The organism is Streptomyces scabiei 87.22 (genome assembly GCF_000091305.1).
GTDB classification, from domain to species: domain Bacteria; phylum Actinomycetota; class Actinomycetes; order Streptomycetales; family Streptomycetaceae; genus Streptomyces; species Streptomyces scabiei.
In genome coordinates this window covers 6,718,292-6,733,838 of sequence record NC_013929.1, presented here as the reverse complement: position 1 = coordinate 6,733,838, position 15,547 = coordinate 6,718,292, and the positions used below count along the sequence as shown (strand labels likewise).

14 protein-coding genes and 2 tRNA genes are annotated in these 15,547 nt (G+C 71.3%); 2 read left to right on the top strand and 14 right to left on the bottom strand.

The window, feature by feature from the left end; translation table 11 throughout:
• From SCAB_RS49435 to leuS, 4 genes are all read right to left on the bottom strand, one after another.
• A complete protein-coding gene (locus SCAB_RS49435; protein ID WP_041669759.1) occupies nt 1-1,266 on the bottom strand; it encodes a helix-hairpin-helix domain-containing protein in 1,266 nt (421 codons plus the stop codon).
• A 135-nt stretch (nt 1,267-1,401) separates the two neighbouring features.
• A complete protein-coding gene (locus SCAB_RS28850) occupies nt 1,402-2,247 on the bottom strand; it encodes a DegV family protein (RefSeq protein WP_013003618.1) in 846 nt (281 codons plus the stop codon).
• A 92-nt stretch (nt 2,248-2,339) separates the two neighbouring features.
• Nucleotides 2,340-3,164 (bottom strand): hypothetical protein, encoded by an 825-nt coding sequence (locus SCAB_RS28845; RefSeq protein ID WP_037723847.1) that lies wholly within the window; start codon nt 3,162-3,164, stop codon nt 2,340-2,342.
• Between the two features lie 334 nt (nt 3,165-3,498).
• Entirely contained in the window at nt 3,499-6,372 is a 2,874-nt protein-coding gene (leuS, locus tag SCAB_RS28840; RefSeq protein WP_037723845.1) for a leucine--tRNA ligase, read from the bottom strand.
• Nucleotides 6,373-6,834: 462 nt separating this feature from the next.
• On the opposite strand from leuS, the gene SCAB_RS28835 reads away from it, so the two are divergent.
• Both SCAB_RS28835 and SCAB_RS28830 read left to right on the top strand, forming a co-directional pair.
• Nucleotides 6,835-8,202 (top strand): ferric reductase-like transmembrane domain-containing protein, encoded by a 1,368-nt coding sequence (locus SCAB_RS28835; protein WP_013003615.1) that lies wholly within the window; start codon nt 6,835-6,837, stop codon nt 8,200-8,202.
• Nucleotides 8,199-9,812: an NADH-quinone oxidoreductase subunit NuoF family protein gene (locus SCAB_RS28830; protein WP_013003614.1), complete on the top strand. Its 1,614-nt coding sequence runs from the start codon at nt 8,199-8,201 to the stop codon at nt 9,810-9,812. Before SCAB_RS28835 ends, SCAB_RS28830 begins: the two co-directional genes overlap by 4 nt.
• A 152-nt stretch (nt 9,813-9,964) precedes the next feature.
• Here the strand turns inward: SCAB_RS28830 and SCAB_RS28825 are convergent.
• The 10 genes from SCAB_RS28825 to SCAB_RS47825 all read right to left on the bottom strand — a co-directional run bounded on the left by SCAB_RS28825 (nt 9,965) and on the right by SCAB_RS47825 (nt 15,487).
• Nucleotides 9,965-10,037 (bottom strand) — tRNA-Ala (locus tag SCAB_RS28825).
• Nucleotides 10,038-10,280: 243 nt separating this feature from the next.
• Nucleotides 10,281-10,514 carry a hypothetical protein gene (locus SCAB_RS28820; protein ID WP_005479297.1) on the bottom strand — a complete coding sequence of 78 codons (234 nt, stop codon included), beginning with the start codon at nt 10,512-10,514 and terminating at the stop codon, nt 10,281-10,283.
• A 3-nt stretch (nt 10,515-10,517) separates the two neighbouring features.
• Nucleotides 10,518-10,688, bottom strand: coding sequence for a hypothetical protein (locus tag SCAB_RS47835; RefSeq protein WP_013003613.1), 171 nt, complete (start codon nt 10,686-10,688; stop codon nt 10,518-10,520).
• Nucleotides 10,689-10,909: 221 nt separating this feature from the next.
• Nucleotides 10,910-10,982 (bottom strand) — tRNA-Ala (locus tag SCAB_RS28815).
• Nucleotides 10,983-11,110: 128 nt separating this feature from the next.
• Nucleotides 11,111-11,779: a histidine phosphatase family protein gene (locus SCAB_RS28810; protein WP_013003612.1), complete on the bottom strand. Its 669-nt coding sequence runs from the start codon at nt 11,777-11,779 to the stop codon at nt 11,111-11,113.
• Nucleotides 11,776-12,222 (bottom strand): ribosome silencing factor, encoded by a 447-nt coding sequence (gene rsfS / locus SCAB_RS28805; RefSeq protein ID WP_013003611.1) that lies wholly within the window; start codon nt 12,220-12,222, stop codon nt 11,776-11,778. Before rsfS ends, SCAB_RS28810 begins: the two co-directional genes overlap by 4 nt.
• 162 nt (nt 12,223-12,384) lie before the next feature.
• Nucleotides 12,385-14,187 (bottom strand): LCP family protein, encoded by a 1,803-nt coding sequence (locus tag SCAB_RS28800; protein WP_013003610.1) that lies wholly within the window; start codon nt 14,185-14,187, stop codon nt 12,385-12,387.
• A 16-nt stretch (nt 14,188-14,203) separates the two neighbouring features.
• Nucleotides 14,204-14,914, bottom strand: a complete 711-nt coding sequence (nadD, locus tag SCAB_RS28795) for a nicotinate-nucleotide adenylyltransferase (RefSeq protein WP_037723839.1) — start codon at nt 14,912-14,914, stop codon at nt 14,204-14,206.
• A gap of 58 nt (nt 14,915-14,972) precedes the next feature.
• Nucleotides 14,973-15,140, bottom strand: coding sequence for a hypothetical protein (locus SCAB_RS47830; RefSeq protein WP_013003608.1), 168 nt, complete (start codon nt 15,138-15,140; stop codon nt 14,973-14,975).
• Between the two features lie 176 nt (nt 15,141-15,316).
• A complete protein-coding gene (locus tag SCAB_RS47825; protein WP_013003607.1) occupies nt 15,317-15,487 on the bottom strand; it encodes a hypothetical protein in 171 nt (56 codons plus the stop codon).
• Nucleotides 15,488-15,547: the final 60 nt, after the last annotated feature.

Genomic DNA, 15,547 nt, shown 5'->3' with positions numbered 1-15,547 from the left:
TCATGGCTGGACGAGGTCGCGCAGGTCGGCGAAGCGGCGTTCGCCGATGCCGTTCACCTCGCGCAGTTCGTCGACCGAGCGGAAGCCTCCGTGCCGGGTGCGGTGGTCGATGATGTGCTGGGCGAGGACGGGGCCGACGCCCGGCAGGGTGTCCAGCTGGTCGGCGGTGGCCGTGTTGAGGGAGACGGGGGTCGCGGGTGCGGCCCCCGTGACGGCCGCGCCTGCCCCGGCCGTCACGCCGGGCCCGTTCGGCGGTGCCGGACGTCCGACCAGGATCTGTTCGCCGTCCACGAGGATGCGGGCGCGGTTGAGCCCGTCGGTGTCCGCGCCCGGTCGGACCCCGCCCGCGGCCCGCAGCGCGTCGGCGACCCGGGAGCCGGCCGGCAGTCGTCGGACGCCCGGCCTGCGCACCTTCCCGCCGACGTCCACCACGATCGGCGGCCCGGTCGAGGCGGCCACTCCGGCCGGGTCGCCCGGCGCGGCCCCCGCCCGGCCTTTCCCGGGCTCGCCGAACGAGGCCGCCGACCCTCCCGAAGCGTCCGGGGCCCCGGCCCGTACCACCTCGGGCGCGCTCACGGACTGGGTCCGGCCCGTCCAGAAGTGCTGTGCGGCGAACACCGCCGCGACGAGCAGCACCACGCTCAGCGCGACGACGCTCTTCCGTTCGGTGGCGCACCGCGTCTGCAGCCACAGCGGCAGCCGCTCCCGCAGGGCAGGCCCCGTCCGTTCCCGCCACGTGCCTGCTGTCTCGCGCCCGCCGACATCGATGCCGGTGTCACGGCCGGACAGGGACCTGTCGATGTCCCGGCGGGACCCGGACCTGTCGGTGGCCGCGGCCGTGTCGACGGCAGGCACCTCGTCGATGCCCCCAGCCCTGTCGGCGGCGACGGCACCCCTGCCGGTGACGGTCGCCCGTGTGGAGGTGCCAGGTCCCGCGGCGCGACCGCCGGCAGCCCTGCTCCCACCGGGAGCCTCCGCACCCGCAGACCCCTCCGCGGCGAGCCCCCGAACGGCGGAGCCGCCGCCCGCTTCCCTGGTCGTCCCTCCGAGCGCGCCCGGTGGCCCGTGTCCCGACTCCCTCGGTTTCCCGGCCCGCTCGGGGAACAGTGCCTCCGCGCGCAGGCGGAGCGTCTCCGCCGCTGCTCGGCGGCGGTCGGCCCTGCCTCGGGGCTGTCGGGGGCGGTGTCGGTCGCGGCCGTCGGAGGACGGACCGCGGCCCGGTCCGCTGGTGAGGGTCGCGCTGCGTGAACGTGGTCGAAGTGCCATGCGACGAGGATCGGGCAACTCCACCGACTGGCGATGATCTTGCTCGATTCCGGTGGATTACTCCCCGGTTGTGGACAACTCCGTCACCCACACGAGCGGGGAACGGCTCGGTGAGGAACGGCTCGGCGAGCCGGCTCAGCGGGGTGAGACGACCGCCGCGAGCAGCCCGGGCCCCGTGTGCGCCCCGATCACCGCCCCGACCTCGCTCACGTGCAGATCGGCCAGTCCGGGCAGCCGGGCCCGCAGCCGTTCCGCGAGCGCCGAGGCCCGTTCGGGCGCGGCGAGGTGGTGGACGGCGATGTCGACCGGCGCGCTCCCCGCCCGCTCGGCGACGATCTCCTCCAGGCGGGCGATCGCCCTGGACGCCGTGCGGACCTTCTCCAGCATCTCGATGCGGCCGCCGTCGAGCTGCAGCAGGGGCTTGACGGCGAGCGCGGAGCCGAAGAGCGCCTGGGCCGCACCGATCCGTCCGCCCCGGCGGAGATACTCCAGGGTGTCGACGTAGAAGAACGCGGAGGTGCCCGCGGCCCGCTTCTCGGCGGCGGTGACGGCCTCGTCCGCCGTGCCGCCCGCCTCGGCGGACTCGGCGGCGGTGAGGGCGCAGAATCCGAGGGCCATCGCGACCATCCCGGTGTCCACCACGCGTACCGGTACGGGTGCCTCGCGTGCGGCGAGCACGGCCGCGTCGTAGGTGCCCGAGAACTCGGCGGAGAGGTGGAGGGAGACGATGGCCGTGGCGCCCGACTCCGCGATTCTGCGGTAGGTCTCCGCGAAGAGTTCGGGGCTGGGGCGGGAGGTGGTGACGGATCGTCGTTTCTGCAGTGCCTGGGCGAGGGACCGTGCGGAGATCTCGGTGCCTTCGTCGAGTGCCTGATCGCCAAGAACCACGGTCAGGGGCACCGCGATGATGCCGTGACGCTCCATCGCCGGCGGCGGCAGGTAGGCCGTGGAATCGGTGACGATCGCGACATGGCGGGACATGAGCTGGAGGTTACCCGCCGAGCGCCGCCGACGGCAGCCCGCCCCCTGTCACCTGCGGCCGCGCGGGGCGGGTAGGCGGGGGACGGGCCGGGTCAAGTCGTGCTCTCCGGGCGGGGCTTCTTCTGCCACGGGTACACCGGCCGCGTGGCGGGCGGGGTGATGGCGGGCCGGGGCGGCCCCTCGGCACCGCGGGACTCGGCGGCACGGGACTCGCTTTCACGGGGGTCCCGGGGCCCGCTCACCCGCGGGTCGGCCGGGCGGGCCCCGGGGGTCTCCTGCCAGGTCTGTCCCGTGGAGGCGGCGGCCTCGGGCTTGGGCGCCTCGGGCCATACCGAGGCGGGTTCCGTCGTCCAGTGCCGCAGTGCGCCCGCTTCGACGTCGATGCGCGCGCTGAGCGTGTCCAGGTCGTCCTCGGCGAACTTGCGGGCCCGGTCGTGCGCGGCCCAGCGCAGCGAGTCGGCGGACTTCACGACCCGCTCCGTGCGCTCGCGCAGGGCGGGCAGGCGCTGGGCCAGCTTGCTCCGGTCCGGTTCGGGCTCCAGGCGCCGGAGTTCGTCGTCGAGCTCCCGGCCGTGCTTGCTGAGCTGCTCGAAGAGGGCCAGGGACTCCTTGAGGGACTCGTCCTCGCCCACTCCCGCCTGCAGGGCCTCCTGGGTGGCCCGCATCGACGTGCGCAACTTCAGCCGCAGGTCGGCCAGTTGTCCCGCCGGGCCGGGCTGGGCCAGGCTTCTGGCGCGCAGGGTGGTGTCCTCGACGGTCCGCTTGGCCTGGGTGATTGTGCGGTCCACTCCGCGCTTGGCCACGCCGACAGCCTTCACCGTGGCGTAGACGCCCAGCACCACGAGCAGCACGAGGAGCAGGGCGACGACTGCGATGACGGATTCCACGACGCGCTCCTCCTCCGACCGGCACGGCATGTGCTGCGGCGCTCTTCAACGGTAAACGCTACGGGCAGGTCCCGAGTTCCACCGGAACCCTGAACCTGCCCGTAGGGGACGACCCCGAACCGCTGCCGACGGCAGCCGCTGGACGACACGCACCGCCCCGTCACCAGCGACCCGCCACCAGTCACCGGCCAGCCGACGCCCGGGCAGTCGGCCACCCGGCAGCCCGCAGCCCGCAGCCCGCAGCCCGCAGCCCGCAGCCCGCAGCCCGCAGCCCGCAGCAGCCGACCGACTACCGCACGTGCCCCCGGACGTGCCCCCGCGGAGCCGACCGACCACCGCCCGTACTCCCGCGGAGCGCCTCCGCTCAGGTGACGATGTTCACCAGCTTCGGCGCCCGCACGATGACCTTGCGGATCGGTGCGCCGGCCAGCGCCGCGACCACCTTCTCGTCGCCCAGGGCCACCTTCTCCAGCTCGTCCTCGGAGATGGCCGGCGACACCTCCAGACGGGCCTTGACCTTGCCCTTGATCTGGACGACGCAGGTGACGGCCTCGTCGACGACGTACGCGGGGTCGGCGACGGGGAAGTCCTGGTGGACGACCGAGTCGGTGTGGCCCAGCCTGCGCCACAGCTCCTCGGCGATGTGCGGGGCCAGCGGAGCGACCAGCAGGACCAGGGCCTCGGCGACGGGGCGGGACACCGGGCCGCCCGCCTTGGTCAGGTGGTTGTTCAGCTCGGTGACCTTGGCGATCGCGGTGTTGAACCGCATGCCCTCCAGGTCCTGCCGTACGCCGTCGATGGCCTTGTGCAGTGCGCGCAGGGTGTCCTCGCCGGGCTCGGTGTCCACGACGGTCACCTCGCCGGTGGTCTCGTCGACGACGTTGCGCCACAGCCGCTGCAGCAGCCGGTACTGGCCCACCACCGCGCGCGTGTCCCACGGCCGGGAGACGTCCAGGGGGCCCATCGCCATCTCGTACAGCCGCAGTGTGTCCGCGCCGTACTCCTCGCAGATCGACTCGGGCGTGACGGCGTTCTTCAGGGACTTGCCCATCTTGCCCAGCAGACGGCTGACCTTCTCGCCCTGGTGGAAGTAGGCGCCGTCGCGCTCCTCCACCTCGGCGGCCGGCACCGCGAAGCCGCGGCTGTCGCGGTAGACGAAGGCCTGGATCATGCCCTGGTTGAACAGCTTGTGGAACGGCTCGGCCGAGGAGACGTGCCCCAGGTCGAACAGGACCTTGGACCAGAAGCGCGCGTACAGCAGGTGCAGCACCGCGTGCTCGGCGCCGCCGACGTACAGGTCGACACCGCCGTGCGGCTGTCCCTCGCGCGGGCCCATCCAGTACCGCTCGATCTCGGGGTCGACCAGCTTCTCGGAGTTGTGCGGGTCCAGGTAGCGCAGCTCGTACCAGCAGGAACCGGCCCAGTTGGGCATGGTGTTGGTCTCACGCCGATAGCGCTTGGGGCCGTCGCCCAGGTCCAGCGTGACGTTCACCCAGTCCTCGTTGCGCGACAGCGGCGTCTCGGGCCGGGTGTCGGCGTCGTCCGGCTCGAAGGTGCGCGGCGAGTAGTCCTCGACCTCGGGCAGTTCCAGCGGCAGCATCGACTCGGGCAGCGGGTGCGCGACGCCGTCCTCGTCGTAGACGATCGGGAAGGGCTCGCCCCAGTAGCGCTGGCGGCTGAACAGCCAGTCGCGCAGGCGGAAGTTGACGGTGCCCTGACCGATGCCGGTCCGCTCCAGCCATTCCGTGATGCGTGCCTTGGCCTCGACGACGCCCAGGCCGTCCAGGGACACGCCCTCACCGGTGGAGTTGATGATCTTCGCGTCATACGAGGCGAAGGCGTCCTCCCAGGTGGAGGTGTCCGTGCCGCGGCCGTCGGTCGGCTCGACGATGCAGACGACGGGCAGTTCGAAGGCGCGCGCGAACTCGAAGTCGCGCTGGTCGCCGGCCGGGACGGCCATGATCGCGCCGGTGCCGTAGCCCATCAGGACGTAGTCGGCGATGAAGACCGGGACGCGCTCGCCGTTGACGGGGTTGGTCGCGTACGAGCCGGTGAAGACGCCGGTCTTGTCCTTGGCCTCGGCCTGCCGCTCGACGTCGGACTTCGAGGCGGCCTGCGCGCGGTAGGCGGCGACGGCCTCGGCGGGGGTCGCGTGACCGCCGGTCCACACGTCGTGGGTGCCCTCGGGCCAGGCGTCCGGGGTGAACTTGTCGACCAGCGGATGCTCGGGGGCCAGGACCATGTAGGTCGCGCCGAACAGGGTGTCGGGGCGGGTGGTGAAGACCGTGATGTGCTCCCCGTCGACGGGGAAGTCGACGCGGGCGCCCTCGGAGCGGCCGATCCAGTTGCGCTGCTGCAGCTTGATGGCCTCGGGCCAGTCCAGCTCGTTCAGGTCGTCCAGCAGACGGTCGGCGTAGGCGGTGATGCGCATGTTCCACTGGCGCAGCTTGGCCTTGAAGACGGGGAAGTTGCCGCGCTCGGAGCGGCCGTCGGCGGTGACCTCCTCGTTGGCCAGCACGGTGCCCAGGCCGGGGCACCAGTTGACGGGAGCGTCGGAGGCGTACGCCAGTCGGTACTCGCCCAGGACGTCGGCGCGTTCGGTGGCGCTCAGCGCGCTCCAGGAACCGCCGCCGGGCAGCGCGCGCTCACCGGACTCGAACTGGGCGACCAGTTCGGCGATAGGGCGGGCCCGTCCGGTCTCGTCGTCGTACCAGGAGTTGAAGATCTGCAGGAAGATCCACTGGGTCCACTTGTAGTAGTCCTGGTCGATCGTGGCGAACGACCGGCGCTTGTCGTGGCCCAGTCCCAGCCGGCGCAGCTGGGACTTCATGTTGTTGATGGCCGCTTCGGTGGTGACGCGGGGGTGCTCGCCGGTGGCGACGGCGTGCTGTTCGGCGGGCAGGCCGAAGGCGTCGAAGCCCAGGGTGTGCAGGACGTTGTGGCCGGTCATCCGCTGGAAGCGGGCGGAGACGTCGGTGGCGATGTAGCCCAGGGGGTGGCCGACGTGCAGTCCCGCTCCGGAGGGGTACGGGAACATGTCCATGATGAACTTCTTGGGCTTGGCGGCCAGCTCGGCGTCGCCCGCCAGGTCACCCGTGGGGTTGGGTGCGGCGTAGGTGCCCTCGGCGTCCCAGAAGTCCTGCCAGCGTGCCTCGATGTCGGCCGCGACGGTGGCCGTGTAGCGGTGGGGGCTGGCGTCCGCCGCCACGTCAGCGGCGGCGGGGTTCGTCTCGCTCATGATCCTCAAGGCTCCATCGATCGTCTCTGCCAGCGGCTGTGTCGTCAGGAAACGAAAAATCCCCTCACACAGGAGGGGACGCCGCGCCGATGCCGACCATGCCGTCTCGTCGGCGGTCGGGACTGATCAGCGCGGCTCACTAAGCAGAAGGCGTACGGCACGCATGCGTTCAGGGTACCGCAGCCCCCACAGCCGTCGCGACGAGGTTCGAGCCCTCGACGGGCGTGGAACAGCGGCGTGTCCGCCACACGTTCCGGCCAAATAAGTTGAACTTTATTCAAAACTTACTTCGCGTAACGACCACTAACGGGCATCCTCGATGTGAGATTGGTCCTGGGTAACAGCGCAATAACTCAAACCTCGTACCGCCCGGTATTGGCACCACTTACAGTTCGACGACGGGACCGCTTTCCCGAACTGTTCGGAGTTGCCCCCATGAACCCTCGTCGCAGTAACAGCTCGATGCCCCAGACCGGCCGTTCGGCCTATGGGATAGCCACGGCTGCCGCTCTGCTGCTGATACCCGTAAGTGTGCTGGTCGGAGGTGACGCGTACCGGGAGTTCCTCGACTTCGGAGCGGGCGTGCTCTCGCTCGTCTCGTTGACCTGCTCGGTGCTCTGGGGGCTCGTCGCCCAGGACCGGACCCTGCTCACCGTGCGTCAGCGCATCATCGGCCAGGCCGTCCACCGGACGACCGCCATCGCCTCGGTCGCGTTCCTCGTGCTGCACGTGACGGTCAAGCTGGCACTGAACCACGTCTCCGCGCTCGCCCTGTTCCCCTTCGCCCTCGGCGTGACGGGCACGGGAGCGCTCATCGGCTTCGGCGCGACCGCCGGCTCCATGATGGTCTTCGTCGCCATCACCGGCGCGCTGCGCAGCAACTTCGCGTCCCCGGCGCCGGTCGCGGCACGCTGGCGCGCGATGCACATGATGGCCTACCCGGCCTGGTGTTTCGCGCTCGTGCACGGACTCTACGCGGGTCGCGAGGCCAAGCCGGTCTTCGTGACCCTCTACTCCGTGGGCCTGATCGCCGTCGCCGCCGCCCTGCTGCTGCGCGCCGCGCCGCGCGAGGTCAAGCGCCAGGTGGTCGAGCGGGTCGCCGCCGTCCTCGGCACCGACGGCCAGCGGCCCCCCGAGGTCGACGAACTGGTGAAGTCCCGTGCCGCCCGGCAGGGCATGGAGGAGTCCGGCGGCGGTCGCCGTGAGGGCGGCCGGCGCGACCAGATGCGCGACAGCGGCCAGTTCCCCCTGCCCGGCTTCGGCGGCGGACAGGGCAACCCCCCGCTCGGCGACCCGCTGGTGCCCCCGCAGCGCGGGGCGGCGGCCGCCGCCGACAGCGGCCCCGGTTTCGCGGCCGCGTACCGCGCGGTGTCGATGACGCCGCCGCGCGCGCAGGAGCAGCCCACCGCGGCCTACCTGACCCAGCAGCAGCCGCCGTTGGACATGCAGCCCACCCAGGCCATGCCCCGGATGGACGACGGTTCGACCACGGGGAGCACCCGTTGGCCGGCCCCGTCCCCGCCGCCGGTCGGCGAGGCGCCCCCGTCGTCGTACGACCCGATGCAGGACACGTTCGCCGGACAGCCGCTGGGCGGGCAGAGCTACCAGGGCCAGGCGTACCCGGGTCAGACCTACCAGGGCGAGACGTACAACACGGGCGCTTCCGAAACTTCCTACGGAACCCCTGAGACGAACGCCCCCTACGGCACGTACAACCCGAACGACACGTACAACAGCGGTCCCGCCACTGAGTCGCTGTCCGGCTACGACGACTACAACCAGCCGGGCTCGGGCGAACCCTGGAACGCGCCTTCCGGAGGATTTAAGTGAACGAGGCCCTTCCCGACGTCCCCGAAGTCCGAGTGGTGGGCCTTCCCCAGCTCACCTCGGGCTTCGACCTCGTCGAGAGACTCGACCTCCCCATGCACCTCAAGGTGCACGGTCCGCTCGAACCGATGGGCGGTGAGGCACTCGCCCAGCTGTCCGAGCGGATCAACCTCAAGGGCAGGGGCGGCGCGGGCTTCCCGTTCCACAAGAAACTGCGGTCGGTCGCCGAGTCGGCGATCAAGCGCGGCATCCGGCCCGTCGTGGTCGTCAACGGCAGCGAGGACGAACCCGCCTGCCGCAAGGACACGGTCCTCATCAACCGTGCCCCGCACCTCATCCTGGACGGCGCCCTGCTGGTCGCCGAGGCCCTGGGCGCCCGTCAGCTCGTCATCGGGGTGACACGTGAATCCACCGAGCGGTCCATGGAGGCGGCTCTCGCCGAGCGCGGGCTGAGCAACCGGCGCGGCGCCGCCATCCGCGCGAGCGTGCAGCGCAACCCGGTCCGGATGGTCACCGGCGCCGCCGGCTCGCTGATCCGGTCCATCGACGGCGGGCCGCCCATCCCGCCGGGCCGCAAGACCAGCGCGTCCAAGAGCGGTGTCGGCGGCGCGCCGACCCTGCTCTCCAACGCCGAGACCTTCGCCCAGCTCGCCATCGGCGCCCGCATCGGCTCCGAGCGGTACGGCAACACCGGCCTGTACGACGAGCCGGGCACCGTCATGCTCACCGTCTCCGGCGCGGTCGCCCGCCCCATGGTGATCGAGGCGCCCACCGGCGTGCCGCTGCGCTACATCCTGCAGCTCGCCGGCGCGCCGCCGGTCCCGCAGGGCGTGCTGACGGGCGGCTACCACGGCAAGTGGATCGACGCGGCGACGGTCAACGAGGCGGTCGTGTCGCGGAACTCGCTGGACGCGGTGGGCGGTGCGCTCGGCGCGGGCGCGATCCTGCCGATCAGCCAGGACACCTGCCCGCTCGGCGAGTCCCTCCAGGTCGCCAAGTGGCTCGCCGAGGAGAGCGCGGGGCAGTGCGGCCCCTGCTACCTCGGCCTGCCGGCCGCGGCGCGCGGCATGGAGGACATCCTCAACGGCGGCGGTCCGGCCGCCCTGGAGGCCCTGAAGCAGGTCGCCAAGAACGTGAAGCGGCGCGGCGCGTGTTCGCATCCGGACGGCTCCGCGATGTTCCTGGAATCGACCATCAAGGCGTTCACGGACGACCTCGCCGCGCATGTCCTCGGCAACGGCTGCGGGCGCCCCGTCGAGGGCGTGCTGCCGCTCTTCGAGGGCGGCAGGATGCCCTCCGGCCTCCCGGGCGGCGCCGGTCCCGAGGACACCAGCAGCCGTCAGAAGATCTTCGTCGACTGGACGCTCTGCCGGGGTCACGGCCTGTGCGCCGACATCCTCCCGGAGGTCTTCCAGCTCGGCGCCGACGGCTTCCCCACCGTCGCCCAGGCGAAGGTTCCGCAGTACGCCGAGGCCAAGGCCCTGCGCGCGGTGCGCCGGTGCCCCGCGCTCGCCCTGCGCCTGGAGGAGGACAACCGAGCCTCGGCCCCGTCCCGGAACCTCCCGGTCCTCTCCCAGGGCCGTGGCCGCCGGGCCCTGGGCAGCGGCCGCTGACACGCGGCACGGCGAAGGGCGGGTCACTCCGGTCGGGGTGTCCCGCCCTTCGCCGTCGGGTCACTCGTTCGTCGTCGGGGCACCGTCGATCCGTCGCCGGTCTGCCGCCGCCAACGCAAAAGACCCCGTCCATGTGGACGGGGTCTTCTCTGTGGAGCTAAGGAGAATTGAACTCCTGACCTCCTGCATGCCATGCAGGCGCTCTACCAACTGAGCTATAGCCCCTTGCCGTGCTGTTCGCCCGGTCTCCCTGGCGACGACGCCAACATTACCGGTCCCCACGCGCACCTCCAAATCGATTCCGACGGACCGACACACGAGGCAATTTTGTCCGGTAATGCCGGATTGCGAACCACCGCTTCCCCGACCGTCGTTCACGCCCTGCCGCCACGGCCGCGACAAGGCCGCCGGAGCGGCCCTGGAGGCCCCGCGACGGACAGGAGCAGGGCAGGGATGCGGAGTTGGCGCTCAGGCCGTCACGAAGGAGTAGAAGCGCTTGAGCGTGCAGTGCTCTTCGAGGAGCCGGCCGTAGATCGGCTCGCCCTCCAGCTCGCGGTACGTCTCGATGGGGTCGCCTTTTATGATCAGCGCCCGTGCGCATTCCTCGCACCAGTACTGGTAGTCGGCGTTGACGGGCTCCATGTCGCGGACGATGGGCGTACCACTGCCGCACCAGTCGCACTTCCTCCTGTGTGCACCCATCGTTCAGCTCCAGCTGTGGCCGCAGGCCGTGCACACGTAGGAGATCCCTCCGTTGTCACCGAGGACTTGGGCCACGTGGAGCGAGCCGCAGGAAGGGCAGAGGAGGGTGGTCTTGCTCCGCATCACCACCTTCACGGGAAGGTCGTGGACCCTCCCGCGGATGCTCGCAGGCATCGCTTCTCCCTCCCGTCGGGCCGCGCCCCCTTCCGGCCGTTTGATTCTGCCACGGCCGGACCAATACGGTCAGCGACGCCTTCGTACCAGTCCGGGCGAGGGCGGGAAGAAGACGTCGCAGAGCTATACGCCTGCGGGACGGGGACTGCTCAAGAAGGGACGCAGGTCACACACGAAAAATCCCGCTCCCTGACGGGAACGGGATCTTCTGTACCGATCTGTGGAGCTAAGGAGAATTGAACTCCTGACCTCCTGCATGCCATGCAGGCGCTCTACCAACTGAGCTATAGCCCCTTGCGTCACGCGGTGAACCGCGTGGTGTCCGGTCCCGCTCGGCGGGGCGAACAAGAAGAACTTTAGCCTGCGACCAGCCGGAAAGTGAAATCCGGGCCGCGGCCCCGGTGCGGGGCCGCGTACGGGAGTCAGTCGTCGTCGCCGAGCACCGGCTCGGGCAGGGTGCCGGCGTTGTGCTCCAGGAGCCGCCAGCCGCGGGCGCCCTCGCCGAGGACGGACCAGCAGCAGTTGGAGAGGCCGCCGAGGCTCTCCCAGTGGTGCGGCTCCAGACCGAGGAGGCGCCCGATGGTGGTGCGGATGGTGCCGCCGTGGCTGACGACGACGAGCGTGCCGCTCTCCGGGAGCTTGTCGGCGTGCCGGAGCACCACGGGGGCGGCGCGGTCGGCGACCTCGGTCTCCAGTTCGCCGCCGCCGCGGCGGATCGGCTCGCCGCGCTTCCACGCGGCGTACTCCTCGCCGTGCCGGGCGATGATCTCGTCGTGGGTGAGCCCCTGCCAGACACCCGCGTACGTCTCGCGCAGGCCCTCGTCGTGGCTGACCTCCAGGCCGGTGAGGGCGGCCAGCTCGGCGGCCGTGTCGGCGGCACGCCGCAGGTCGGAGGCGACGATCGCGTCGGGCCCCAGGGAGGCCAGCAGCCGGGCGGCGCGGCGGGCCTGACCGAGACCGGTCTCGGTCAGCTCGACGTCCGTGGTGCCCTGGAAGCGGCGCTCCACGTTCCACGAGGTCTGGCCGTGCCGCCAGAGGATGAGGCGACGGCCCTTCCCCTTGCCTCCTGCCGTGTCGGTGCCCGCGGTCACCGCAGCTCCTCGCCCGGCTCGGCGTCCTCCTCGGCGGCGCGCAGCTTGGCGTGCTCCTCGCCCTTGCCCCGGGTGGCCTTGGCGTCGGCGGGCAGGTCCAGCTCGGGGCAGTCCTTCCAGAGCCGCTCCAGGGCGTAGAAGACGCGCTCCTCGCTGTGCTGGACGTGGACGACGATGTCGACGTAGTCCAGCAGGACCCAGCGGGCCTCGCGGTCGCCCTCGCGGCGGACCGGCTTGGCGCCGAGCTCCTTGTTCAGCCGCTCCTCGATCTCGTCGACGATCGACTTGACCTGGCGGTCGTTGGGCGCGGAGGCGAGCAGGAAGGCGTCCGTGATGGACAGCACATCGCTGACGTCGTACGCGATGACGTCGTGCGCGAGCTTGTCGGCGGCCGCCTGCGCGGCGGTGGTGATGAGCTCGAGGGAGCGGTCGGTGGCGGTCACTACACGGCTTTCGGTCGTCGGTCAGGAACCCTCACGGGCTACCCCAAGGGTCTCACGGCCCACCGACGCCGCCCCACGTGTTAATCGATCAGGCCCCGGAGCGTGGCCGACGGGGAGGCTCCGGGGCCTGATTCCGATCATGCCGACGGGGTCGGCCGGGGGTCAGCCCGTGGTCCCGGTCGTTCCCGTCGCCCCGGTCGTTCCCGTCGCTCCGGTGGTCCCCGTCGTCCCGCCCGTGCCGGTCGTCTCGTAGTTCTGGCCGAGGACGACCGAGACGTCGGCGTTGGAGGTGGTCTCGCCCTTCTTCACGGCGCCGGCCGGGAGGCCGAGGGTCTTGGCGACCTCGACGGCGTCCTGTTTGCGGGACGCGTCGGAGTAGGTGACCCGGGAGGTGGCCTCGGGGGCGGCGGTCGTGCCGGCGTCGAGGAAGGTGTAGCCGCCGTTGAGGACGACCACGCGGGCCTGTTCGGTGGCGTCCTTCTCGCCGGTGGCGTTGCGGATGCCGACGCGGACCGCGTCTCCGGCGTCGGGGCTCTTCGCGGCGCCGCCGAGCAGGTCCTTGACCACGCTGTCGGAGGCCTCGGCGCTGAGCGTGCCGTCCTGCTGGACGGGCAGCAGCTCGGTCGCGTAGTCGCCGCCCTTGGCATGGTCGGCGAGCTTGGCGAGGAAGGTCCCGAGATCCTTGTCGCTGAGCGAGGGGTCGAGGATCTGGGCCAGCGTCTGCACGGTGACGGTGGCGGCCTGCGCGTCGGACGACAGCTTGCGCAGGACACCGCGCACGACCTGCCCGAACCGCTTGAGCTGCGCGTCCTGCGACTCGCCTGACGCCCGGTAGGTGGCGTAGGCGACGGCCATCTTGCCGCTGAGGGTCTGTGCCCTGCCCTTGGTGACGAGGGGGGCCGCCCCCTTCTTCTTCGCCTCCGGGTCGGGCACGTTCGCGTTCGTGTCGATGTCGATGTTGCCGACGAGCCCGACGAGGTTGTTCAGGTAGGGGGTGTCCAGCCGCCAGGTGCCCTCGATGTCGGTGCCCAGGACGGTGTCGAGCGCGTCGCGGGTGCCGGAGGAGCCGTCGTCGTCGACGGACTTGGCGAGGGTGGTCGTGGTGCCGTCGTCCGCGGTGAGGGCGAGGGCGCCCGGGATCAGGACGGTGGCGCCCCGCTCGGTGGTGGTGTTGTTCACGAGCAGTGCCGTGGAGGTGCCGCCGCCTTTGGTGTCGTGCAGGTGGACGACGATCACGTCCCGTTTCTGGGCGGCCGCGGAGGTCGTGGTGCCGGTCCGCTGCTCGGATGAGGAGCCGGGCAGCATGCCCGCCCACCACAGGGTGCCGACCCCGCCGACCACGACGAGGGCGAGGACCACCACCAGCGCGACCAGCCGGCTCTTGGCCCGCCGCTTGGCCTCCTCGCGGCGCTCGGTGCGGTTCTCGGTGAAGTTCAGCCAGTCGATGACGTCCTCGGAGTCACCGTCCGGCTCCTCGACGAAGGCGAACTGCTCGGTGCGGTAGTCCGGTTCCCCGGAGCCACCCTCCGGGGGGCCGTCGTCGGCGAGGGGACCGCTCTCCTCGGCGGTCGTCGGCGGTGCCGACTGTTGCGGGATGTAGGCGGTCTGCTCGGTGACGGGCGTCTGCAGGCCGGTGGCGGCCGTCTGCCCGTAGGGGTCGTACGGGTCGTAGCCGGACCCCGTCGCCTGGTGGCCCGGGTCGTAGCCCGCGCCGCCCGTGCCGTACCCCTGCGGGTACTGCTGGTGGGTCTGGTGGGTCTGGCCGGTCGCGTACGGGTCGTAGCCGTAGCCCTGGCCGTAGCCCTGTCCCTGGGGCTGCTGTGTCCCGTAGGGGTCGTACGCCTGTTGCTGAGGCACCTGCTGGGCGGGCGCCTGTCGGTACACCGGCTGCCCGTACTCGTCGTAGCCGACGAGTTCGTAACTCTGGTCGCCGCCCCCGTAGCCGGCGTCGTATCGGTCGTTCACCGGTGCCCCTCTCGGCTCACTCGCCGCGGTACAGCTGCCGCTTGTCGATGTAGCGCACCACGCCGTCCGGCACCAGGTACCAGACGGGGTCGCCCTTGGCGACTCTCGCACGGCAGTCCGTGGAGGAGATGGCCAGCGCGGGCACCTCGACCAGCGAGACCCCGCCCGCGGGCAGGCCCGGGTCGGCCAGGGTGTGACCCGGACGGGTGACCCCGATGAAGTGCGCGAGGGAGAAGAGCTCCTCGGCGTCGCGCCAGGTGAGGATCTGGCCGAGCGCGTCGGCGCCGGTGATGAAGAAGAGGTCCGAGTCCGCGTTGAGCTCGTGCAGTTCGCGCAGGGTGTCGATGGTGTAGGTGAGGCCCTTGCGGTCGATGTCGATGCGGCTCACGGAGAAATGGGGGTTCTCGGCCGTGGCGATGACCGTCATCAGATAGCGGTCCTCGGCCGCCGAGACCGACTGGTGCGACTTCTGCCACGGCTGGCCGGTCGGCACGAACACGACCTCGTCGAGACCGAACTGCGCGGCGACCTCCTGGGCCGCCACGAGGTGCCCGTGGTGGATCGGGTCGAACGTTCCGCCCATGACGCCGAGACGGCGGCGGCCGGGTGCCGACGGGCGGTTTCCCGGTGCGCCGGGGGCACTGCCGGCCCGGCCGTCCGCGGTGTCGTGCGCCTGGTCCGCCGCCTTGTCGTGCTCGGGACCGGTAGGCATGTCCTGCTCTCCCATGCGTGGAGAGCCTACCGGCCCGGCCGACGCGCGCCGTTCGAACGTCTTTTTGCGCGGATTAGCGATCGCGGTTGAAACGGGTGGTGATCCACAGCAGCAGCAACAGGGCGAGGAAGGCTCCGCCGCCGGTCAGGTAGGGGCTCAGGCTCTCGTGGTTGCCGCCGTGCTCCCCGCCGCCCTCGGCGGCGAGAGTGACCAAGTCGGCAGCGGTGCTGTGGAAGCTCATCGTCGGCGTGACCTATCCGGTGGTGGGATCGGGATGAAGACCCGCCCATCGTAAGCGGGAGCCTTCGCCGCGATCACGCCGACTCCGCCCAGGAGTGAACGCGGGCGGCGCCGGGCGCGTACTTCGCGTGCGAGCAACCGTTCGCGGGCGCGGCACGTCCTTCCCGTCGGCGGGCGTCAGTCGTCCCGCTTGTATCCCCGCAGCAGGAACCACGCCATCAGGACGGAGCCCAGGACCATCACGATCAGCACCACACGCAGCAGGTTGCCGGCTCCCTGTTCCTTCGCGGCGGCGTCCGCGGCATCGGTGAGCCAGGCGGACGCGGGCAGGTGCGGGAGATGCCCCATGAGATCGCTCCTTACGGTTGATGCCCTGTCACGGTAACTCCGCCTAGGCTGGACCCCGCT